Genomic DNA, 20,524 nt, shown 5'->3' with positions numbered 1-20,524 from the left:
GATGAAAGCCTCCCGACTGCGCCCCACGGTCTCCCGCACCATGCCACCCGCGCCTGCGCCGCTCTTCAGCCGCACGCCGCCGGCGATCTTTCCGGTCTTGTTCGGCCTCCTGGGGCTCGGCCTCGCCTGGCGGCGCGCCGCCGAGGCCCTCGGGGTTCCGGCGGCGGTGGGTGAGCTCGTTCTCGGCGCGGTCACCCTTCTGTGGACCTTCGCCGCCCTCGCCTACCTCGCGAAGGTCGCGCGACGCCCCGGGGTGCTGCTCGATGAGCTCAGGATTCTTCCCGGCCGCGCCGGGGTCGCGGCAATTACACAGGGCGCCATGCTCGTTGCCGCAGCGCTCGTTCCTCATGCGCCCGGCCTGGCAGGCGTGGTGCTCGGGGGCGCGGTGGCGTGCCACGCGCTCATCGCCGTGCTGTCGGCCTGGGCAATTGCCACCGGCCCGGCAGAACAGCGCCACGTCACGCCCGCATGGCACCTGACCTTCGTGGGCTTCATCCTCGCCCCGATCGCGGCGCTGCCGCTCGGGCTGGTCGCGCTGGCGCAGCTCTGCACCGTATTCGCGGCGATCATGGCCGGCATCGTCTACGCCGTCAGCATTGCCCAACTCGCGCGGCAGAGCCCGCCCGCGCCACTGCGCCCGCTGCTCGCCATCCACCTCGCGCCGCTTGCGCTGTTCGGCATGACGGCGGCGGGCTTCGGCAAGCCGATGATCGCGTTCGCCTTCGGTATCCTGGCGACTCTCGTGCTCGCTGCGCTTCTTGCCCGCATCCGCTTTCTCACCGAGGCCGGTTTCTCCCCCTTCTGGGGCGCCTTCACCTTTCCGCTGGCGGGCTTCGCCAGCCTCCTGCTCACCCTCGCGACACTGCCGGTGCCCGGCGCGCCGCTGTTCGGCACCATCGGCGCGCTGGCCCTCATCGGCGCGACGGTCGTGATCCCGCCCATCGCGGCAAAGGTGCTGCAGATGTGGGCGACGGGGATCCTTGCCGCCCGAACCAACGCCGCGCAGGCCTGAGCGACCCCTGTCATCATCCTGGTGAAAATACCCACTCGCGCCACGGCCGGCACGGGCCCCGCGCCGGACCGGCTAGCGGCCGCGCAACACCTCGACCAGCATGCGCGTCGAGCCGTCCCGCCCCTCCGGCTCGGCTTCTCCGGCCATCACCGGCGCAAGCGAGAGCGCGAGCTCCTTGCCAAGCTCCACGCCCCATTGATCGAAGGAGTTGATGCCAAGGATCACCCCCTCCACGAAGACCCGGTGTTCATAGAGCGCGATGATCTGGCCAAGCACCCGGGGCGTCAGCCTGGGATAGACAAGCGTCGTCGACGGCCGGTTGCCGGGAAAGACGCGATGCGCCGCCTGGCGCTCAAGCTCGGCGCCCTCGTACCGGCCCGCCAGCATCGCCCGCGCCTCCTCAAGGCTGCGTCCGCGCATCAGCGCCTCCGACTGGGCAAGACAGTTGGCCTGCAAGAGACGGTGCTGATGCGCCAGCTCGGGCTCATGCCCCTCGCAACCCACCATGAACTCGCAGGGAACCACCCGCGTGCCCTGATGGATGAGCTGAAAGAAGGCGTGCTGGCCGTTGGTTCCCGGTTCGCCCCACACCACCGGCCCCGAGTGCTCGGACAGCGGTCTGCCGTCCATCGTCACCCGCTTGCCGTTCGATTCCATCTCGAGCTGCTGCAGATAGGCCGGCAGCCGCGCCAGCCGCTCCTCATAGGGCAGCACCGCACGGGTGGCATGACCCGAGACCTGGTTGTGCCAGATACCGACAAGCCCCAGCATCAGCGGCATGTTGGCCTTGCCGTGGGCAGTGCGGAAATGGTTGTCCATCGCCCGCCCGCCCGCGAGGAATTCACCGAAGCGCTCCGGCCCGATCGCCAGCATCAGGCTCAGCCCGATCGGCCCCCAGACGGAATAGCGTCCCCCGACATAATCGCCGAAACCGAACACCCGCTCGGGCGCGATGCCGAACGCCCTCGCCTTCTCGACCGCCGAGGAGATCGCGGCGAAATGCCCCCCGGCTGCCGCCTGACCAACGCCCGCGGCCATCCAGTCGCGCGCCGCGCGCGCGTTCTCCATCGTCTCCAGCGTGGTGAAGGTCTTGGAGGCGACGATGACAAGCGTCGTCTCCGGCCGCAGCCCGGCCAGCGTGTCGGTCAGATGCGCCGGGTCGATGTTGGAGACGAAATGGCAGCGCGGCCCGTCATGGTAGGGCGCAAGCGCGCGCACGGCCATCGCCGGGCCAAGGTCTGAGCCGCCGATGCCGATGTTGACGACATCGGTGAAGGCCGCGCCGCCGGGCGCCCGTATGGCGCCGCTGCGCACCCCTTCGGCAAATGCGTTCATGCGCGCCAGCGTCTCGCGGATGAACGGCTTGACGTCCTCGCCATCGACGATCACCGGCGCGCCGTCGGGATCGCGCAGCGCCGTGTGGAGCACGGCCCGCCCCTCGGTTTCGTTGATCTTCTGGCCAGTGAACATCGCCTCCCGGCGCTCGGCAACACCGGCCGCCCCGGCCAGCGCCAGAAGCCCGGCCCTCGCCTCGACGTCGATGTCGGTCTTGGAGTAATCGAAAACCAGCCCCTCGGCGCGCACCGAGAAGCGCTGCGCACGGGACGGATCAGCGGCAAAAAGATCGAGAATGCGGGTTTCCCCGCGGCGGGCCCTGAGCGCCCGCAGCTCTTCAAGGGTCATGACCTCACTCCGCCCAGTGAACCGTTGCGTCGTCAAGGACCAGCGCGACCGGTGCGCGCATCGGGTCGCCGATGCGTTCGGCCTCCTCGATCGCGCGCCGCTTGGCCTCTCCGGTAATCACCACATGCACCGACATCGCCCCCGTCAGCACCGGCCCGGTCAGCGTCAGCCGCGGCTCGGGCTGGGACGGGGGATAGACGGCCAGCACCGGCGGCGCGTCCGGGTCGAGCGCTTCGGCAAGCCGCGGGTCGTCGGGAAAGAGCGAGGCGGTGTGCATGTCCTGCCCCATGCCGAGCAACACGATCGACAGCGGCAGTTCGGCCGCGACTTTCCGCCCCACCGGCTCGGCGGCCTCCTCGGGGCGGGGCGAGCCGTCGAAGAAGGAGATGAACTCGGCGCGCGCGGCGCGCTCCACAAGCAGATGATCGCGAATGAGCCGCGCGTTGGAGCGTGCGTCGTCCTCCGGCACCCAACGCTCGTCAGTGGGCATCACATGCACGCGCTCCCAGGGCAGGTCGGCCGCGCACAGAGCGTCGAAGATCGGCGCCGGCGTGGTGCCGCCGGGCACCGCGAAGCTCGCGGTCTCGCCCGTCATCAGCGCCTGATTGAGCTCACCGGCCAGAAGATTGGCCAGGTCGATCGCCAGCATCTCCCGGTCGGGATACTCAACGAGCTTCATTCCCTGATCTCCCTCCATCGCCGGCCCTCGCGATGCATCAGCATCGCCGATTCCTCGGGCCCCCAGCTTCCCGGCTCGTAGAGTATTGGCGGCTCGCCGCAGCTCTCGCAATCGGCAATCAGCGGATCGATCCAGGCCCAGGCGGCCTCGACCTCGTCGCCGCGCATGAACAGCGTCTGGTTTCCGCGGATGACATCCATGATCAGCCGCTCATAGGCCTCCGGCACCTCCGCCGCCGCCGGGCCCAGCGCCTCGGCGAAGGACATGTCGAGCGGCACCTCGACAAGGCGCATGCCGCCCGGTCCCGGCTCCTTGATCCGCACCCAAAGATTGATCCCCTCATTGGGCTGGAGGCGGATCACCAGCACATTGCCCTGCCCGTCGCGCGGCTGGCCGAAGATGGCGTGCGGCGGCTCCCTGAACACCACCGCGATCTCGGAGGCGCGCGCCTTCAGCCGCTTGCCGGTGCGGATGTAGAAGGGGGTTCCCTCCCAGCGCCAGTTCGACACCTCCACCTTCATGGCCACGAAGGTCTCGGTGAAACTGTCGGGATTGCCCACATCCTCCCGGTAGCTCGGAATGCCGGGGCCGGCGTCATACTGGCCACGCACGATGTCGCGGGCGGTGAGGGGCTTGAGCGCGCGGATCACCTTCAGCTTCTCGTCGCGCACCGCGTCAGGGTCGAAGCGGTAGGGCGGTTCCATGGCGATCAGGCACAGAAGCTGCATCATGTGATTCTGCACCATGTCGCGCAGCGCGCCGGCCTTGTCGTAATACTCGCCACGGCCGGCCACACCCACCGTCTCGGCCACGGTGATCTGGATGTGGTCGACGTATTGCGCGTTCCACAACGGCTCGAAGAGGATGTTGGAGAAGCGCACCGCCATCAGGTTCTGGACGGTCTCTTTCCCCAGGTAATGGTCGATGCGATAGATCTGGCTTTCGTCGAAGTGGCGGGCGAGCGTGCGATTGAGCTCGCGCGCGCTCTCGAGGTCGTGGCCGAAGGGCTTTTCGACCACGATCCGCGCCTTGCCATCGGCCAGCCGGTGGGCACGCAGCCGCTCGGCCAGATCGCCGAAAAGCGACGGCGCGACAGAGAAATAGAAGGCGTGAACCGTGCCTTCGCGGATGAGCGCGCAGAGCTCCTTCCAGCCTGCATCTCCCCGCGCGTCGACGGTCACGTAATGCACCGTCTCGAGGAAGGCGGCGAGGCTTTCCTCGTCGCGCTTTTCCGGCTCGAGATGCTCGCGCACCGCCTCGGCCACCAGCGCGCGGTAGCCTGCATCATCCAGTTCGGAGCGAGCGGCGCCGATGATCCGGGCATCGCGCGGCATCTGTCCGGCACGGAACCGCCGGTAGAGGCCCGGCAGGATCTTCCGCCGCGCCAGATCGCCCGTTCCGCCAAAAATCACGAGATCGAACACGTCCACAGGGATCACCCGCGATGCCATCTTCCTTGCCCCTTCCCGCCAGTCCTGCACCGGTCCGTGCGCCATCATACATCTCCCCGGTGCCCGGCCGGCGGACCGCCCCGCCGGCGCCTGTTGTGAGAAAACCCGTGCAAGCGCATGTTAGCGCTAACGGCAGATCCTCTAACCCAAGGGCGCCGCGAAGTCTAGCAGCAGAGACGGGCACCACAAGCAGGCTTCACGGTCCCGTCATGAATGTGCACACCGGCTTTTCCTGCTGCCCCCGGCAGGCTAGCAATCGGGAAGGAAGGCGCCCGCAGGCGAAGACAGACGCGACGGCAACAGGGAGGCAGGGAATGAAGGATCAGCACGCGCCGACCGTGGACAGGGCGAAATTCGCCGACCCCGACCGCACGGCCGATGGCGCTCCCCGTGCGAAGGTGCGCCTCGAGCGTCTGCGCACCCTGTGGATCAACACCGGCACGCTGTGCAACATCACCTGCGCGAACTGCTACATCGAAAGCTCGCCCGTCAACGACAGGCTGGCCTATATCCGTCTTGACGAGGTTGTCGCCTATCTCGACGAGATCGCCGGGGAAGGGCTTCCGGTGAAGGAGATCGGCTTCACCGGCGGAGAGCCTTTCATGAACCCCGAGATCATCGAAATGCTCGAGGAGGCGCTTGTGCGCGGATTCGAGGTTCTGGTGCTGACCAATGCCATGCGCCCGATGATGCGGCCGCGCCTTCAGGCCGGGCTGCGCATGCTCGGCACGCGCTTCGGGCCGCGGCTGACGCTGCGCGTCTCGCTCGATCACTACACTCCCGCCCTGCACGACGCCGAGCGCGGCGCGGGCAGCTTTGACCGGGCGCTTGAAGGCATGCACTGGCTGGCGCGGGAGGGGCTGCGGATGAGCGTCGCCGGCCGCAGCATCTGGGGCGAGAGCGAGGCGCAGGCACGCGCGGGCTATGCCGCGCTTTTCGAGGCCGAAGGCCTTGGCATCGACGCCTTCGACCCCGCTCAGCTGGTGATCTTCCCGGAGATGGACGCAAACGCCGATGTGCCCGAGATCACGGAGGCCTGCTGGGGAATCCTCGGCAAGTCGCCCGGGGAGGTGATGTGCGCGAGCGCGCGCATGGTGGTCAAGCGCAAGGGCGCGGAACACCCGGTGGTCGTGGCGTGCACGCTTCTGCCCTACGACCCGCGCTTCGAGATGGGCCGCACTCTGGCCGAGGCGGGCGGCGCGGTGGCGCTCAACCACCCCCATTGCGCCAAGTTCTGCGTCCTCGGCGGGGCAAGCTGCTCGGCCTGAGGGGCGCCGCTGACGCGGCGCGCCTTCGGCGAGGGTATTTGCACCAGGATGATGCCCCGGAGGGGATGTCCGACGAGCGCGGCGCTGCGGCAGGATCGGCGAGGCCCGGCAGAAGCGGGAGAGAGGGCGGCGGCGCGCTCACGCCTCGAGCTCGGCATCCCAGTACAGGAAGTCGAGCCAGGTGTCGTGCAGGTGGTTCGGCGGAAACTTGCGGCCGATGTTTCGGAGCTCCTCCGCGCTCGGCCGGCGCGGCGGGCGCATCAGGCTCATGCCGGCCTCCCGCAGGCTTCGCGCCCCTTTCCTGAGATTGCAGCGGCCGCAGGCGGCGACGACGTTTTCCCAGCTCGTGCGCCCCCCGCGCGAGCGCGGGACCACGTGGTCGAAGGTGAGATCGCCGCGCGCGCCGCAATACTGACAGCAGAATTCATCCCTCAGAAAAAGATTGAAGCGCGTGAAGGCCACGCGCTTCTGGGGCTGGATGTAATCCCTGAGAACCACCACCGAGGGAAGGCGTATCTCCATCGTTGGACTGTGCACCACCCGGTCGTATTCGGCGACAATATCGACACGGTCGAGAAAGACGGCCTTTACCGCTTCCTGCCATGGCCAAAGCGACAGGGGATAGTAGCTGAGCGGCCGGTAGTCGGCATTGAGCACAAGCGCGGGGCAGTGCTTGAGACTTGCCGGCTCGCGCACGAATTCGCGTCTGAAATCCCCGTCCATGGTCGGCCCCTCTTCCTCCCCTTTCGCCGTCTGGCCGCGGCGCTGGGGCCGGACGCGCCGCCCCATGCGTTGACCTTCACTATATATCGCGCTCTGCATCGGGCAAGCCCCGCAAGATCAAGCGTTTCCGCCGATCATCCTGAACGTCCGGCGCAACAGGAAGATGACAGGCCGGCGCAAGTGCGGTTAGGCTTGCCCCGATGAGACAGCTCTTGCCGCACGCCCCGCCCATCGCCGCCGTGCTCGAGGCGGCCCTGTATGCGCCCGATCTTGACGCTGCCGAGGCATTCTACGGCGGCGTTCTGGCGCTGGAGCGCGTGCTGCGGCAGGGCGACCGGCATGTCTTCTTCCGTGTCGGCCGGATGATCCTGCTCATCTTCAATCCCGCGCGCACCGAAGTAGAAGACCCTGGCGCGCGCATGCCGGTGCCGCGGCACGGGGCGCGCGGGCCGGGGCATCTGTGCTTTGCCGCCGAAGCGGAAGAGATCGAGGCATGGGCCGCACGCCTCACCGCCGCGGGCCATCCGATCGAGGCCGACTTCCGCTGGCCGAACGGGGCGCGTTCGATCTACTTCCGCGACCCGGCCGGCAATTCGCTGGAGATGGCGGAGCCCGCGCTGTGGGGTTTCTGAGTCAGCCCCGCTCGCCGCCGTCAAAGCCGAGCTTGTCGCGCATGAAGGCGAGCGCCACCGACAGCCCGTCGGGCGCGATGCCATGGCCGGTGCCGCGCATCACGTGGGCGTAGACCTCGAAGCCCGCCGCCTGCAGCGCCTCACCCGCCTCGTTGAGAGACTGTGGCGGGACCACCTCGTCGGCATCGCCGTGGATGAGGATGACCGGCGGCTTGGACAGCGCTTCGGTCGCCAGCCGCTCGGGCGCGAGCAGCCGGCCCGAGAAGGCAACGATGCCGGCCACCGGCTCGGGCCGGCGCGGGGCGACATGCAACGCCATCATCGTGCCCTGAGAGAAGCCGAAGAGGATCATGCGGTCGGGGCTGAGCCCCTCGCGGGCGAGCACCTGATCGAGAAAGGCGTCGAGATCGCGGGCCGAGGCGAGCATCGAGGCGGTCGCCTGCTCTTCCGACGAGCCGTCGATCCACGGAATCGGAAACCATTGCCGCCCGCCGGGGTTGACGGCGCAGGGCTCGGGCGCATCGGGGGCGTAGAAGGCGGTGCCCGGCAGATGCGGGGAGAGCGGCTCGGCCAGCCCCAGAAGATCGGCGCCGTCAGCGCCATAGCCGTGGAGAAACACCACCACCGCGCTTGCCTCGCCTTCCGGCGGGCCGCGGCGCTCGCTCTTGAGTTCTCTTGTCATCTGATCCCCTCGCGCTCCTTTGTCACGCGGTAGTAGGCCCATAGCGCGCGCGCCGCAACCGCGCGCCAGGGCGACCATGCTTCGGCCATGCCGCGCAGCGCGCGTTCGGTCGGCCGCTCCTCGAGGGCGAAGAGAAGCCGCGTGGCCTCCTGCAGGGCGAGGTCTCCGGCTGCGAAGACATCGGCGCGACCGAGCGAGAACATCGCGTATATCTCCGCCGTCCAGCGGCCGATGCCGGGGACTTCGACGAGACGGGAGATGACCTCACTTGCGGGCGCGGCGCGCAGGGCGGCGTAGTCGATCCGCGCCTCGGCAAGCGCGCGCACATAGCGCGCCTTCTGGCGCGAGAGCCCGCAGGCGCGCAGCTCCTCGTCGGCGGCGGCGCCGATGCGCTCGGGCGCGGTGAGCCCGGCGGCCTCGAGCCGTGCCCAGATCGCATCGGCCGCGGCCACCGAGACCTGCTGGGAGACGATCGCCGACAGGAGCGCCGCGAAGCCGTCGGCGCGCCGGCGCAAGGGCAGCGGGCCGGTGAGCGCGAGCGCGTGGGCAAAGCGCGGCTCGCACGCGGCGAGCCAGGCCGCGCCCTCGGCCACGCAGTCGGGCGTCTCGATGATGCGCTCGCCGTGGCCGGTCATCGTGCAAGCCTCCTCACCCAGTCGAGCGCCGCGCCGACGCTTGCCACGCGCGGAGCGGCGGGCTGGCGGGGCCGGCGCAGCATGGCCACCGTGACCCCGAGCCGCCGCGCGGCCTCGAGTTTCGTTGCCGCCGCGCGCCCGCCCGCGTTCTTGACCACGAGCCAGTCGATGCGCAGCCGGCGGAACAGCGCTTCCTCATCCTCGACCGAAAAGGGCGGGCGGCCGATCACCCAGTCGCCTTGGGGAAAGGGAAAGGGACGGCCGGGCGGGTCGATCTGGCGGAAGAAGACGGTGCATTTGTCAAGCCCCGCGAAATCCTCCAGCGTCTGGCGGCCGGTGACGACGAAGACGCGTGCGCCTGCAGGGATCGCCGCCACCGCTTCGGCGGCATCGCGCGCCATGAGCCAGTTGTCGTCTGGACGCGGCAGCCAGGGCGGGCGCAGAAGCTGCAGATAGGGGATGGCCGCCTCGGCAGAGATCGCCGCGCTGCGGTGCGAGATGCGCGCCGCGAAGGGGTGGGTGGCGTCGAGCACCGCGCCGATCCCCTCGCTCTCAAGGAAGGCGCGAAAGCCTTCGGCCCCGCCGAAGCCCCCGATGCGCGTGGGGATGGCGAGCCGCGCCGGCCCGCGCGTTGCGCCAGCAAGCGAGGCGACCGGCTCAAGCCCCGGCATCTCGGCAAGAGCCGAGGCAATCCGCCGCGCCTCCCCCGTGCCCGCCAGAAGCAGAAGCCGCATCACTCCGCCTCCGCCAGTATGCGCCCATCGCGCCCGACCACGATGACATCCACCGTAACGCCCGCCCCCTCGAGCACCCCCGCCGCCACGTCGCGCGCCCGCCCGGCGATGACCTCGGCGAGGGAAGGCCCCGCGATCTCCAGCGCCTCGAGCACGGTGTTGCAGCGGGCGATGCGCGGCTCGCCTGCCGCTTCGGCCAAGGCGGCGAAATCGACCTGCGAGCGCGCCGAGTGCAGATCCATCGCGCCCTGCCCGAGCTTGGTGAGCTTGCCCGGACCGCCGCCGATGGTGAGCCTCGGAACAGGGTGGCGGCGGAGGTATTTCAGAAGCCCGCCGGCGAAATCGCCCATGTCGAGCATGCCATGCTCGGGCAGGCCGTGGCGCGCGCGCACCGCGCGCTCGCTCGTCGCCCCCGTGCAGCCCGCAACATGGGTGAGCCCGGCGGCGCGCGCCACATCGATGCCGCGATGGATCGAAGCGATCCACGCCGCGCAGCTGAACGGGCGCACCACGCCCGTCGTGCCGAGAATCGACAGCCCGCCGACGATGCCAAGTCGCGGGTTCCATGTGCGCTTGGCGATCTCCTCGCCGCCGGGGATGGAGACGGTGATGACGACATCGCCTGCACGCCCGAAGCGGGCGGCCAGCTCTTCCACCACCTGCGCCATCATCTGGCGCGGCACGGGGTTGATCGCGGGCTCCCCCGGTGCGACCGGCAGGCCGGGCCGCGTGACCGTGCCCACGCCCTCGCCGGCGCGAAAGGTGACGCCCGAGCCCGGCGCGCCCTCGGCAACGCGCGCGATGACCAGCGCGCCGTGGGTGACATCGGGGTCGTCGCCGGCGTCCTTCACCACCCCCGCCTCGGCCCAGCCATCGCCGCGCGCAGTGTGGGCCAGCGCAAAGCTCGGCCGCTCACCGCGCGGCAGGGTGATGGTGACGCGCTCGGGAAACGCCCCGCCCCAGAGCGCCATCAGTGCCGCGCGCGTTGCCGCCGTGGCGCAGGCGCCCGTCGTCCAGCCACGGCGGAGCTTGGGGGTGTCGGCTTCCTTCATCGCCCGATCTTGTAGCGCGGCGGGCGCGCGCGTCCAATCGCTCCGCACTTTTCGCCAAGCGCGCTTGCCGCCATAAGGGCGCCATGCGCGACGTTGCACCGATCCTTTCATGACCGGCCGCGGCCTCATCATCGCCGCCCCCGCCTCGGGGAGCGGCAAGACCACGCTGACGCTGGGGCTTCTGCGGGCGCTGGCGCGGCGGGGAACCCCGGTGCGCGGGGCGAAATCGGGGCCGGACTACATCGACCCGCGCTTTCACGCCGCCGCCTGCGGGGTGGAATGCCTCAACCTCGACGCCTGGGCGATGAGCGCGGAGGAGATTCGCGCCCGCGCCGCGGGGCCGGGGCTGCTTCTCATCGAAGGGGCGATGGGCCTCTTCGACGGCGCCCCGCCCGATGGGCGCGGGGCGACGGCCGATCTCGCACGCATCCTGGGCCTGCCGGTGGTGCTGATCGTGGATGCCGCGCGCATGGCCCAGTCGGTGGCCCCGCTCGTCGCCGGCTTCGCGCGCTTCGATGCGCAGGTGGAAATCGCCGGGGTGATCCTCAACCGCGTGGGCAGCCCGCGCCACGCGCAGATGCTGCGCCGCGCCCTCGCGCCTTCGGGCCTGCCGGTTCTCGGCGCCCTGCCCCGCGAGCCGCGGCTTGCCCACCCCTCCCGCCATCTCGGGCTCGTGCAGGCCGGCGAGCGGGCCGATCTCGAGGCGTTTCTCGACAGCGCCGCCGAGGCGGTGGCGGCCGCCGTGGACCTCGAGGCGCTGGCAGCCCTCGCCCGACCGCTGCCCGAGCCCGGAGGCTGGCGCGCGCCGCTGCCCCCGGCCCAGCGCATCGCCGTGGCCCGCGATGCCGCCTTCGGCTTTGCCTATCCGCACTGGCTTGCCGACTGGCGCGCGGGCGGGGCCGAGATCGTCTTCTTCTCCCCGCTCGCCGACGAGCCGGTGCCACAAGCCGATCTCGTCTTCCTGCCCGGCGGCTACCCTGAGCTGCACGCAGGGCGCATCGCCGCCGCCCGGCGCTTTCTCGCAAGCCTCAGAGGTGCGGCGCAGACAGCCCAAATCTACGGCGAATGCGGCGGCTACATGGTGCTCGGCGAGGCCCTCATCGACGCGGAGGGAACGCCTCATGCCATGGCCGGGCTGCTGCCGCTACTGACAAGCTTTGCCGAGCGGCGCCTGACCCTTGGCTACCGGCGGCTCGCCGCCCTGGCGGGCCCCTTCCCCGGCCACCACTTGGGTCACGAGTTTCACTATGCCACGACCATGAAGGCCGAAGGCGCACCCCTCTTCGCCGCCGAAGACGCCGAAGGAAATGCCCTGCCGCCGATGGGGCTTGTCGCGGGCCGTGTCGCGGGCTCCTTCGCCCATATCATCCCCACGCCCGGCCCGGCGGATCGCGCCGGTCAGTCCTGACGGCGGAGATAGCCATCGCGCGTCTGGGGCGTGCGGATGCCGAGGATGGAGCCGGCGATCTGCGTGCGCAGGATCTGCGCCGTGCCGCCGCCGATGGTGAACATGCGCGCATCGCGCACCATGCGCTCGAGCGGCAGGTTGCGCGAATACCCCGCCGCACCGTGGATCTGCAGCGCGTCATTGGTCACCCGAATCGCCGTCTCCGAGGCCAGAAGCTTTGCCTGCGCCGCCGCACGCATGTCGGGAAAGCCCGAACCCGCCGCCGCCGCCGCGCCGTGAACGAGCGCCCGCGCCGCGGCAAGCCCCACCGACATGTCGGCCAGCATCCACTGCAGCCCCTGGAACTCGGCGATGGGTCGGCCGAACTGGCGGCGCGCCTTGGCATAGTCGAGCGCAAGCTCATAGGCGCCCTGCGCAATGCCAAGCGCCACCGCGCCTGCGCCCACGCGCTGGCCGTTGTAGGCGTTCATCAGCCCGGCAAAGCCGCGGCGCAGCCCCTCGGGCGGCGTGACGAGCCGGTCGGCGGGCAGAACCAGATCCTCGAGGATGATCTCGGTCTCGGGAATGCCCCTCAGCCCCATCGTCGGCTCGCGGCGGCCGATCTTGAGCCCCTCATCCTCGCCGCGGATGGCGATGAAGCCGCCGATGGCCTGCTCCTCGCCGTCCTCGATCACGCGGGCGAAGATGAGGTGCAGCCGCGAGACGCCGCCGCCGGTGATCCAGTGCTTGCGCCCGTTGAGCACATATGCCTCGCCACGCCTGACGGCGGTGGTGCGCATCTCGGTGGCGGCGGAGCCGGCCTCGGGCTCGGTGATGCAGATGGCAGGCTTGTCGCCGGAAAGCACGAGATCGGCGGCGCGGCGCTTCTGCTCGTCGCTGCCGTATCTCATGATCGCGCCGATGGCGCCCATGTTGGTCTCCACCACGATGCGCCCCGTCACGCCGCACACCCGCGCCATCTCCTCGATGACGAGCACCGCCTCGAGATAGCCAAGCCCCTGCCCGCCATAGGCACGCGGGATGGTCATGCCCAGAAACCCCGCCTCGCGCAGGCGCTCGACATTGTCCCAGGGGTACCCCTCGCTCCGGTCGATCTCAGCCGCGCGCGGGGCGATCGCCTCCTCCGCCACCCGCCGTGCCGCATCGCGCAGCGCCCTTTGCTCATCGGTAAGCGGAAACATCGCTGCCCTCCTCCTTGCCCGGCTGACCACGCGCTCGACAACGCGCGCGCAACGGCGTGACGCAACGATGGGAAAGCATGATGCGCCGGTGCGCAAGGGCGCGGGAAAGCCTCAAGCGGCGCGTGCAAGATCGGCACCACGCTGGAAAACGCTCGAAAAACTTGGAGAAGTGGCAGCCCGTAGGGGAATCGAACCCCTCTTTCCAGGTTGAAAACCTGGCGTCCTAACCGATAGACGAACGGGCCGCTCGGTCAGTGAGCGGGGGTTTAGAAAAATGCCCCGCCGAGGGCAAGAGGAAATTTCACCAAAATCGCGCACCCCGGCATCGGATGTCCTCTTCGGGTCACGACGCCGCCGGCGCCGCATCCTCAAGCCTCAACTCCACGCGCCGGCGCCCGCCCCAGTCGTTGATCTCGAGACGCCCGGCGAGGTGAAAGCGCGCCCCCGCATGCGCAGAGAGCGCCGCCCCGAGCGGCCCGGTGGCGGCATTGAAGGCGATGGCCTCGAGCCGGGGACCGGTTCCGTCGGAAAAGCCGATCTTGAGGTGATCGCTTCCCACCTGACGGGAGAAATGGATTCGGCAGTCGGCAAAGGCGAATCGGGGCGCGGGGGCGCCGGCGCCATAGGGGCCGGCCTGCTCCAGCATCTCGACGAGCTCAGGCGTCGCGGCGGCGGGCGCGAGCAGCCCCGACAGCCTCAGATCCGCCGCGCCAAGCCGGTCGGCGCCCTGTCGCGCGAGAAGCTCGGAGAGCCGCTCCATCGCCGACTCGAGCTTCTCGCGGGCCACCGTGAGCCCCGCCGCCATCGGGTGCCCCCCACCCTTCAGCAAGAGCCCTTCGGCGGCAAGCCGATGCACGGCCGCGCCAAGGTCGATGCCTGCGGCCGAGCGACCCGAGCCCTTGCCCTCGCCGCCATCGAGCCCGATCACCACCGCCGGGCGGTTCGCCGCCTCCTTGAGCCGCGAGGCGACGATGCCGACGACGCCGGGGTGCCAGCCCTCCCCCGCCGCCCAGACGAGCGGCGCATCCAGCCCGCGCGCCTCGGCCTGGGCGAGCGCTTCCTCGCGCACCGCCGACTCGATCGCCCGGCGCTCCTCGTTGAGCGCTTCCAGCCGCTCGGCAATGGCAGCGGCTTCGGAGGGGTCGGCGGTGGCGAGCAGGCGCGCGCCGAGATCGGCCGTGCCCACCCGCCCGCCGGCATTGATGCGCGGTCCGAGGACATAGCCCAGATGATAGGCTGTCGGGGCGCGGTCGAGGCGAGCGGTGTCACAGAGCGCCACCAGACCGGGGCGGGCGCGGCGGGCCATCACCGACAACCCTTGGCGCACGAAGGCGCGGTTCACGCCCACGAGCGGCGCGACATCGGCCACGGTCGCCAGCGCCACCAGGTCGAGCATACCCATCAGATCCGGCCCCGCACGGCCCGCGGCGCGCAGCTGGCGGCCCGCCTCGACAAGCACGAGAAACACCACGGCCGCCGCGCACAGATGCGAAAGCGCACCGTCCTCGTCCTGCCGGTTGGGGTTGACCACGGCAAGGGCGGGGGGAAGCGTCTCGCCGCCCAGGTGGTGGTCGAGCACGATCACATCCGCCCCCTGCGCCGCAGCTATCGCCTCATGAGACAGCGTGCCCGCATCCACGCAGACGATGAGATCATGGGTGCGTGCCAGCCCCGCCATGGCGGGAGCATTGGGGCCATAGCCCTCGTCAATCCTGTCGGGCACATACAGCGTCGCATCCAGGCCCATGGCGCGCAGCCAGTCGATGAGCAGGGCGGCCGACGCGGCGCCGTCAACGTCGTAGTCGGCAAAGATGGCGATGCGCTCGCCCCGCGTGACGGCGGCGATCAGCCGTTCGGCCGCCTGCTTCACATCGCGCAGCGATCGTGGATCCGGGAGCAATTCGCGCAGCCTTGGCGAGAGCCAGCCTTCCGCCAGGTGGGCAGACACGCCCCGCGATGCGAGAACACCACACACGGCAAGCGGCAGGCCGGTGGCCTGCGCGATCGCCTCGGCAAGCCGCATCGCCTCCTCTCCCGGCCCGAGCCAGCGGCGGCCGGTGAGCGAGCGCTCGACGCCGAGAAAGGGCTTCATGGCGTGATCGCCGCCGCCGATGTCACTCGGGCGAATTCGCCATGCAAGTGGTCAAGGGCGGCGCAATGCACCGAGTGGGCATCGCTCTCGGAGGCCACGCGCCACGAAGCATCGGCATTCGCGGCGAAGGCGGCGCAGGCGTCATGAGCCACGACGACATCGAAGCCGAGATTCGCGGCCATGCGCACGGTGGTCGACACGCAGTGAGGCGTTGTCAGGCCTGCAATGGCCAGGCTGGCAATCCCCGTCACCCGCAGCTGCACCTCAAGATCGGTGCCGATGAAGGCAGAGTTGACGTGCTTCTCGATCACCGTCTCGCCAGCGGCCTCGGCGAGCACAGGGATGGGCGCGGCTCCTGGCCCCGGCGCAAGCGGGCTCGAGCTGTCGCGCGAGAGATGGCGGATGTGGAAGACCGGCGCCCCGGCTGCACGCCAGCGCGCCAGAAGGCGCGCGGCAGCCGCCTCGGCGCCGGGGTTGTTGCGCGGCCCCCAGCGCGCATCGGCAAAGCCTCTCTGAAAATCGATGAGCACCAGCGCGCGCATGCTCCGCTCTCAGTCCGAGACCGGCTTGCGCGGGTTGCGGTAGATCATGCGCCTGACCGATCCGGTCTTCGAGCGCATCAGGATCGTCTCGGTGGTCAGATGCGTGGGCTCGCGCTTCATGCCCCGCAGGATCGACCCGTCGGTGACACCGGTGGCGGCAAAGATCACATCGGCGCGCACCATGTCGTCGCGCGAATAGATGCGGTCGAGATCGGTGATGCCCGCCCGCTCGGCACGGGCGCGCTCGTCGTCGTTGCGGAACAGGAGCCGCCCCCACATCTGCCCGCCCATGCATTTCAGCGCCGAGGCGGCAAGCACCCCCTCAGGCGCGCCGCCCGCACCCATATACATGTCGATGCCGGTGATCTCGGGCTCGGCGCAGTGGATCACCCCGGCCACGTCGCCGTCGGTGATCAGCCTGATCGCGGCGCCGGTCGAGCGGATCTCGGCAATCATTTCCTCATGGCGGGGGCGCTCGAGTACGCAGACCGTGATGTCGGCCGGGTCGCAGCCCTTGGCGGCGGCCAGCGCGCGCACACGCTCGGCAGGCGGCATCTCGAGGCTGACCACATCCTTGGGATAGCCCGGGCCGATTGCAAGCTTGTCCATGTAGACGTCGGGTGCGTGCAGGAGCGTGCCACGCGGGGCCATGGCGATGACCGTCAGCGCGTTGGGCATGTCCTTGGCGGTCAGCGTGGTGCCCTCGAGCGGGTCGAGCGCGATGTCGACCTCGGGTCCTTTGCCGGTGCCCACCTCCTCGCCGATGTAGAGCATAGGTGCTTCGTCGCGCTCGCCCTCACCGATGACGACAACCCCCTTGATGTCGAGAAGATTGAGCTGCTCGCGCATGGCGTTGACGGCGGCCTGATCGGCGGCCTTCTCGTCGCCCCGGCCGACCAGCCGTGCAGAGGCCATGGCCGCGGCCTCCGAAACACGGGCGAGCCCGAGGCTCAGCATACGGTCGTGAAACTCGATCTTCGAAGCGCCGGCGGTCATCGGTCTCCTCCTCGTGAAGCTCTGCCTGAAAGGTGGTTAGAGGAAAAGCGCGGCGGATTGAACCGCGATCGTGGCGCGGGGTGTCGGGGGAGAAGGCGCGCTGCGCGCGCCGCCTTCGGCAAGGGTATTTGCACCAGGGTGACAGACACTCGCGTTCCCGGCCGGTGAGATTGCTTTGCGAACGGCAAGAGGATTGAAAGAGGGAAGGCCGATGGCTCCCGATGTTGAGCCCGGGCGGGGCATGCGCGCCCGTACCGCGACCGCGCAAGGCGCGATTGCTTGCCCTCTGTCGTGTCGGCGACGTGTGGGTCCGCGCCGCAGGGTGCAGCGCCGTTAACCAATCTTCAACAGAGGATTGCTCATGGAAGCCATGGGCGATGCGGAGGCCCGAATCACTGCGAAGACATGGCGCAATGCCACAATTGCGCCACAATCAGAGGCGCTAGCTCGGAACGGATTTCACGACGAAGGATTGGACACAGCAAGAGGCAGGCAGAATGGGCATTGCAGCACCGGAGCACGGACCAGCGCGCCGCGTAGCGCGCCTTTTCTCGCGGCAAGGGAAAAAGACCACGCCGGTCACCGCGGCGGGCGCCCTGCCGCAGGCCCCTTGCGCGGCGGCGCCGGTTGCCGCGTTGCCTGACGTGGTTCGCATCCGGCAGGCCTTCGCGGCGCTGCCCCCCTCGGCAACGGAGCTGCGCGTGCTGCGCGCGCTGGCCGAGAATCCAGGGCGCGATTCGGTGTTTCTGAGCCGTGTCTGCGGCTGGCACGGGGCGATCTGGCACACGCATCTTGCCGCGATCTGTCATCGGCGGATGAAGTGGCTCTTCGCCGACGGCGCAGCGGGCGGCGGGGCGCATGACTTTCTCTACGGCAGCCTTGCACACTATGACCCGGCAGGCGCGGCTTTCACCATGCGCGAGGAGGCCGAAGCCGCGCTGCGCAGCCTTGGCATCATCGCGCCGCACTGATCGGGACGTCAGTCGCGCCAGAGCAGCGACTCGCCCCCGTGAAACAGGTGTACCCTGGCCGGGTCGGCGGCAAGGCGCACCCTGCGCCCGCGCAAGTCGGCATGCACGCCCGGAAGCTTGGCCAGAACCGCATCACGGCCGGGCTCGGGCCGGAAGTAGAGCACGGTGACCTCGCCCAGCGCCTCGACGAATTCGACCTCTCCGTCATAGACGTGATCTTCGGCCTCGGTGATCACGAAATCTTCCGGCCGGATGCCGACGTTGACCTTCAGCCCCTTGTCGGCGGCCCTCGTGGGTACGGCGGAGACGGCCAGACCCCCGCCCGCGATCCTGACAGTCGTCTTCTCGCCGGTGCCGATGATCTCGCCGGGCAGGAGGTTCATGGCCGGCGAACCGATGAAACGGGCGACGAACTCGTTTCTGGGCCGCTCGTAGAGCTCGAGCGGCGGACCGACCTGGGCTATGCCCTTGTCGGCCAGCACCACGATGCGCGAGGCAAGCGTCATCGCCTCCACCTGGTCGTGGGTGACGTAGATCATGGTGGAGTTCGGCATCGACTCCTTGAGCTGGGCGATCTCGATGCGGGTGGCCACGCGCAGGGCGGCATCGAGGTTCGAGAGCGGCTCGTCGAAGAGATAGACCTTGGGGTCGCGCACGATGGCGCGCCCGATGGCCACGCGCTGGCGCTGCCCGCCCGACAGCGCCTTGGGCAGCCGGTCGAGATAAGGCTCAAGCTGGAGCATCTTCGCCGCACGCATCACCGCCGCATCGATCTCGGCCTGCGGCTTGCGGGCGATCTTGAGCGCGAATGACATGTTCTCGCGCACCGTCATGTGCGGATAGAGCGCATAGGACTGGAACACCATCGCGATGCCGCGCTGGGCGGGGGGGACGTCGTTGACCACCATGCCGTCGATCTCGAGCGTGCCCGTAGTGATCTTCTCGAGCCCCGCGATCATGCGCAGAAGCGTGGACTTGCCGCAGCCCGAAGGCCCGACGAAGACGATGAGCTCGCCCGTGGCGATGTCGAGGTTGATGTCCTTGAGCACCTCGACAGTGCCGCCATAGGTCTTGCCGACGCCGGTGAGCTTCAGATCGGCCATGTCTCCTCCCTCCCCTTCTGCCTCACGCCCGTGACAACAGCGAAACGCCCCACGGCCCCAGCGAGATGCGCCCCCCCTCCGGCGCCTGCGCGCCGAGTTCTGCCCCAACCGGCACCCACGCGCCTTCGGGCGCCGCGATCTCGGCGGGCGCGTCCGACAGGTTGAAGGCACAGAAGAGCGTCTCGCCCTCGCCGACGCGCAGGAAACTCAGCACCGGGCCGTCATCGCGCATCGCTTCAAGCCGCCCCTTTCTGAGCACCGGATGGGCGGTGCGGAAGGCGATCGCCCGGCGGTAGTGGTGCAGAAGCGCGGCCGGGTCGGCCTCCTCGCGGTCGACGGCGCGCGCCAGATGCTCGCGCGGCACCGGAAGCCAGGGTTTCGCCTCCGAGAACCCGCCGTTCGGCGCCTCGGCCTCCCACGGCATCGGCGTGCGGCACCCGTCACGGCCCTTGAACTCGGGCCAGAAACGGATGCCGTAGGGGTCGTGCAGATCCTCGAAGGCGAGCTCGGCCTCGGTCAACCCCAGTTCCTCGCCCTGGTAGATGCAGACCGAACCCATGAGGCACATCTGCAGCGTGGCGTGCAGCCTCAGCGCCGGCTCGGACAGATGCCAGCGCGTGGCCGCGCGCACCACGTCGTGGTTTGAAAACGCCCAGCACGCCCAGCCCTCGCCGGCGACTTCGGCAAGTCGGTCGAAGACCTCGCGCACGCGCGCCGCCGTGAGCGGCTCCTGGGCAAGAAACTCGAAGGCGTAGCACATATGCACCCGCTCATCGCCGGCGGTGTACTGGCCGAGGATCTCGAGCCCGTGCTGCGCGTCGCCCACCTCGCCGAGCGCGGCGATGGCCGGGTACTCGTTCATCACCGCACGGAAGCGGCGCAGGAAGTCGAGGTTCTCGGGCTGGTTCTTCGAGTAGATGTGGTGCTGCCAGTTGTAGGGGTTGACCTTGGGCGCGATGGTGTCGTTGCGCAGCTCCGGCGGCAGCGCGGGATTGTCGCGCAGGAGCCTGTCGCAATAGTAGAAGTTGATCGTGTCGAGGCGGAAGCCGTCCACCCCCCGGTCGAGCCAGAAGCGCGCCACGTCGAAGAGCGCCTCGACCACCTCCTCGTTGTGAAAGTTGAGATCGGGCTGCTCGGGCAGGAAATTGTGGAGGTAATACTGGCAGCGGCGCGGGTCCCACTCCCAGGCCGAGCCGCCGAAGACCGACAGCCAGTTGTTGGGCGGCGTGCCGTCGGGCTTGGCGTCGGCCCAGACATACCAGTCGGATTTCGGGTTGTCCTTCGAGCGGCGGCTCTCGGCAAACCAGGGGTGCTGGTCGGAGGTGTGCGACAGCACGAGGTCGATCATCACCCTCAGCCCCAGCTCGTGGGCGCGGGCAACGAGCGCGTCGAAATCGGCAAGCGTGCCGAAGAGCGGGTCGACGTCGCAATAGTCGGAGACGTCGTAGCCGTAGTCCTTCATCGGCGAGCGGAAGAAGGGCGAGATCCAGATCGCGTCGACCCCGAGCGAGGCGACGTAAGGAAGCCGCTCGGTGATGCCCCTTAGGTCGCCCACCCCATCGCCGTCGCTGTCCTGAAAGCTGCGCGGGTAGATCTGGTAGATCACCGCGCCGCGCCACCAGTCAGGGTCGGGCGCGGGAAGGCCGCGGGGGGTGATGTCAGGCATGGCACTCATGTGGG

At 69.5% G+C, this 20,524-nt stretch carries 19 protein-coding genes and 1 tRNA gene; 5 read left to right on the top strand and 15 right to left on the bottom strand.

The window, feature by feature from the left end; translation table 11 throughout:
- Window position 1: 1 nt before the first annotated feature.
- Window positions 2–1,012 carry a TDT family transporter gene (locus BLQ14_RS08645; protein ID WP_245657015.1) on the top strand — a complete coding sequence of 337 codons (1,011 nt, stop codon included), beginning with the start codon at window positions 2–4 and terminating at the stop codon, window positions 1,010–1,012.
- Between the two features lie 72 nt (window positions 1,013–1,084).
- On the opposite strand, the gene pgi is transcribed toward BLQ14_RS08645, so the two are convergent.
- From pgi to zwf, 3 genes are read right to left on the bottom strand one after another with little or no spacing between them, the layout of a single operon-like run.
- Window positions 1,085–2,695: a glucose-6-phosphate isomerase gene (gene pgi, locus BLQ14_RS08640; RefSeq protein WP_092500132.1), complete on the bottom strand. Its 1,611-nt coding sequence runs from the start codon at window positions 2,693–2,695 to the stop codon at window positions 1,085–1,087.
- Between the two features lie 4 nt (window positions 2,696–2,699).
- Complete coding sequence (gene pgl, locus BLQ14_RS08635) at window positions 2,700–3,374, bottom strand: 6-phosphogluconolactonase (RefSeq protein ID WP_092500131.1); 675 nt, start codon at window positions 3,372–3,374, stop codon at window positions 2,700–2,702.
- Window positions 3,371–4,825, bottom strand: coding sequence for a glucose-6-phosphate dehydrogenase (gene zwf / locus BLQ14_RS08630; protein WP_092500234.1), 1,455 nt, complete (start codon window positions 4,823–4,825; stop codon window positions 3,371–3,373). Before zwf ends, pgl begins: the two co-directional genes overlap by 4 nt.
- A gap of 314 nt (window positions 4,826–5,139) precedes the next feature.
- Here zwf and BLQ14_RS08625 point away from each other — a divergent pair, with 314 nt between their 5' ends.
- The gene (locus tag BLQ14_RS08625) at window positions 5,140–6,093 is read left to right on the top strand and encodes a radical SAM protein (RefSeq protein WP_092500130.1); all 954 of its coding nucleotides are present in this window, start codon (window positions 5,140–5,142) and stop codon (window positions 6,091–6,093) included.
- Window positions 6,094–6,231: 138 nt separating this feature from the next.
- Here BLQ14_RS08625 and BLQ14_RS08620 read toward each other — a convergent pair whose 3' ends face one another.
- The gene (locus tag BLQ14_RS08620; RefSeq protein WP_092500233.1) at window positions 6,232–6,816 is read right to left on the bottom strand and encodes an HNH endonuclease; all 585 of its coding nucleotides are present in this window, start codon (window positions 6,814–6,816) and stop codon (window positions 6,232–6,234) included.
- A 200-nt stretch (window positions 6,817–7,016) separates the two neighbouring features.
- On the opposite strand from BLQ14_RS08620, the gene BLQ14_RS08615 reads away from it, so the two are divergent.
- Window positions 7,017–7,448 carry a VOC family protein gene (locus tag BLQ14_RS08615; RefSeq protein WP_092500129.1) on the top strand — a complete coding sequence of 144 codons (432 nt, stop codon included), beginning with the start codon at window positions 7,017–7,019 and terminating at the stop codon, window positions 7,446–7,448.
- Between the two features lies 1 nt (window position 7,449).
- On the opposite strand, the gene BLQ14_RS08610 is transcribed toward BLQ14_RS08615, so the two are convergent.
- Genes BLQ14_RS08610 through BLQ14_RS08595 form a run of 4 tightly spaced genes read right to left on the bottom strand, consistent with a single transcriptional unit; the run spans window position 7,450 to window position 10,551 of the window.
- A complete protein-coding gene (locus BLQ14_RS08610) occupies window positions 7,450–8,130 on the bottom strand; it encodes an alpha/beta hydrolase (protein ID WP_092500128.1) in 681 nt (226 codons plus the stop codon).
- The gene (locus tag BLQ14_RS08605) at window positions 8,127–8,765 is read right to left on the bottom strand and encodes a DNA-3-methyladenine glycosylase family protein (RefSeq protein WP_092500127.1); all 639 of its coding nucleotides are present in this window, start codon (window positions 8,763–8,765) and stop codon (window positions 8,127–8,129) included. Before BLQ14_RS08605 ends, BLQ14_RS08610 begins: the two co-directional genes overlap by 4 nt.
- Window positions 8,762–9,499, bottom strand: a complete 738-nt coding sequence (locus BLQ14_RS08600) for a cobalt-precorrin-6A reductase (RefSeq protein WP_092500126.1) — start codon at window positions 9,497–9,499, stop codon at window positions 8,762–8,764. The genes BLQ14_RS08605 and BLQ14_RS08600 overlap by 4 nt, the downstream gene beginning before the upstream one ends.
- Entirely contained in the window at window positions 9,499–10,551 is a 1,053-nt protein-coding gene (locus tag BLQ14_RS08595) for a cobalt-precorrin-5B (C(1))-methyltransferase (protein WP_092500125.1), read from the bottom strand. Before BLQ14_RS08595 ends, BLQ14_RS08600 begins: the two co-directional genes overlap by 1 nt.
- 109 nt (window positions 10,552–10,660) lie before the next feature.
- Between BLQ14_RS08595 and BLQ14_RS08590 the strand changes: the two genes are divergently transcribed.
- A complete protein-coding gene (locus BLQ14_RS08590) occupies window positions 10,661–11,959 on the top strand; it encodes a cobyrinic acid a,c-diamide synthase CobB (protein ID WP_092500124.1) in 1,299 nt (432 codons plus the stop codon).
- On the opposite strand, the gene acdA is transcribed toward BLQ14_RS08590, so the two are convergent.
- From acdA to glpX, 5 genes are all read right to left on the bottom strand, one after another.
- Entirely contained in the window at window positions 11,950–13,140 is a 1,191-nt protein-coding gene (acdA, locus tag BLQ14_RS08585) for a 3-sulfinopropanoyl-CoA desulfinase (protein ID WP_092500123.1), read from the bottom strand. The genes BLQ14_RS08590 and acdA overlap by 10 nt on opposite strands.
- Window positions 13,141–13,310: 170 nt before the next feature.
- A tRNA-Glu gene (locus tag BLQ14_RS08580) sits at window positions 13,311–13,385 on the bottom strand.
- A 98-nt stretch (window positions 13,386–13,483) separates the two neighbouring features.
- Window positions 13,484–15,232, bottom strand: coding sequence for a single-stranded-DNA-specific exonuclease RecJ (gene recJ, locus BLQ14_RS08575; protein ID WP_092500122.1), 1,749 nt, complete (start codon window positions 15,230–15,232; stop codon window positions 13,484–13,486).
- Window positions 15,229–15,774 (bottom strand): isochorismatase family protein, encoded by a 546-nt coding sequence (locus BLQ14_RS08570; protein ID WP_092500121.1) that lies wholly within the window; start codon window positions 15,772–15,774, stop codon window positions 15,229–15,231. Before BLQ14_RS08570 ends, recJ begins: the two co-directional genes overlap by 4 nt.
- A gap of 9 nt (window positions 15,775–15,783) precedes the next feature.
- A complete protein-coding gene (glpX, locus tag BLQ14_RS08565; protein WP_092500120.1) occupies window positions 15,784–16,770 on the bottom strand; it encodes a class II fructose-bisphosphatase in 987 nt (328 codons plus the stop codon).
- Between the two features lie 635 nt (window positions 16,771–17,405).
- Between glpX and BLQ14_RS08560 the strand changes: the two genes are divergently transcribed.
- Complete coding sequence (locus tag BLQ14_RS08560) at window positions 17,406–17,741, top strand: hypothetical protein (protein WP_143004471.1); 336 nt, start codon at window positions 17,406–17,408, stop codon at window positions 17,739–17,741.
- Between the two features lie 8 nt (window positions 17,742–17,749).
- On the opposite strand, the gene BLQ14_RS08555 is transcribed toward BLQ14_RS08560, so the two are convergent.
- Both BLQ14_RS08555 and BLQ14_RS08550 read right to left on the bottom strand, forming a co-directional pair.
- Entirely contained in the window at window positions 17,750–18,844 is a 1,095-nt protein-coding gene (locus tag BLQ14_RS08555; RefSeq protein WP_092500118.1) for an ABC transporter ATP-binding protein, read from the bottom strand.
- A gap of 22 nt (window positions 18,845–18,866) precedes the next feature.
- On the bottom strand, window positions 18,867–20,519 hold the full coding sequence (locus BLQ14_RS08550; protein ID WP_211295336.1) for an alpha-amylase family glycosyl hydrolase: 1,653 nt from the start codon (window positions 20,517–20,519) through the stop codon (window positions 18,867–18,869).
- Window positions 20,520–20,524 lie beyond the last annotated feature (5 nt).

Origin of the sequence: Meinhardsimonia xiamenensis (assembly GCF_900102905.1) — a bacterium.
In the GTDB taxonomy this organism is placed as follows: domain Bacteria; phylum Pseudomonadota; class Alphaproteobacteria; order Rhodobacterales; family Rhodobacteraceae; genus Meinhardsimonia; species Meinhardsimonia xiamenensis.
Note: the sequence above shows the minus strand (reverse complement) of the source record. Positions and strands in the feature narration are given on the sequence as shown.

Excerpts from the sequence above, each read along its gene's own strand:
- BLQ14_RS08645 (WP_245657015.1), top strand. The coding sequence starts at position 2 with ATGAAAGCCTCCCGACTGCGCCCCACGGTCTCCCGCACCATGCCACCC.
- pgi (WP_092500132.1), bottom strand. The coding sequence starts at position 2,695 with ATGACCCTTGAAGAGCTGCGGGCGCTCAGGGCCCGCCGCGGGGAAACC.
- pgl (WP_092500131.1), bottom strand. The coding sequence starts at position 3,374 with ATGAAGCTCGTTGAGTATCCCGACCGGGAGATGCTGGCGATCGACCTG.
- zwf (WP_092500234.1), bottom strand. The coding sequence starts at position 4,825 with ATGGCATCGCGGGTGATCCCTGTGGACGTGTTCGATCTCGTGATTTTT.
- BLQ14_RS08625 (WP_092500130.1), top strand. The coding sequence starts at position 5,140 with ATGAAGGATCAGCACGCGCCGACCGTGGACAGGGCGAAATTCGCCGAC.
- BLQ14_RS08620 (WP_092500233.1), bottom strand. The coding sequence starts at position 6,816 with ATGGACGGGGATTTCAGACGCGAATTCGTGCGCGAGCCGGCAAGTCTC.
- BLQ14_RS08615 (WP_092500129.1), top strand. The coding sequence starts at position 7,017 with ATGAGACAGCTCTTGCCGCACGCCCCGCCCATCGCCGCCGTGCTCGAG.
- BLQ14_RS08610 (WP_092500128.1), bottom strand. The coding sequence starts at position 8,130 with ATGACAAGAGAACTCAAGAGCGAGCGCCGCGGCCCGCCGGAAGGCGAG.
- BLQ14_RS08605 (WP_092500127.1), bottom strand. The coding sequence starts at position 8,765 with ATGACCGGCCACGGCGAGCGCATCATCGAGACGCCCGACTGCGTGGCC.
- BLQ14_RS08600 (WP_092500126.1), bottom strand. The coding sequence starts at position 9,499 with ATGCGGCTTCTGCTTCTGGCGGGCACGGGGGAGGCGCGGCGGATTGCC.
- BLQ14_RS08595 (WP_092500125.1), bottom strand. The coding sequence starts at position 10,551 with ATGAAGGAAGCCGACACCCCCAAGCTCCGCCGTGGCTGGACGACGGGC.
- BLQ14_RS08590 (WP_092500124.1), top strand. The coding sequence starts at position 10,661 with ATGACCGGCCGCGGCCTCATCATCGCCGCCCCCGCCTCGGGGAGCGGC.
- acdA (WP_092500123.1), bottom strand. The coding sequence starts at position 13,140 with ATGTTTCCGCTTACCGATGAGCAAAGGGCGCTGCGCGATGCGGCACGG.
- recJ (WP_092500122.1), bottom strand. The coding sequence starts at position 15,232 with ATGAAGCCCTTTCTCGGCGTCGAGCGCTCGCTCACCGGCCGCCGCTGG.
- BLQ14_RS08570 (WP_092500121.1), bottom strand. The coding sequence starts at position 15,774 with ATGCGCGCGCTGGTGCTCATCGATTTTCAGAGAGGCTTTGCCGATGCG.
- glpX (WP_092500120.1), bottom strand. The coding sequence starts at position 16,770 with ATGACCGCCGGCGCTTCGAAGATCGAGTTTCACGACCGTATGCTGAGC.
- BLQ14_RS08555 (WP_092500118.1), bottom strand. The coding sequence starts at position 18,844 with ATGGCCGATCTGAAGCTCACCGGCGTCGGCAAGACCTATGGCGGCACT.
- BLQ14_RS08550 (WP_211295336.1), bottom strand. The coding sequence starts at position 20,519 with ATGAGTGCCATGCCTGACATCACCCCCCGCGGCCTTCCCGCGCCCGAC.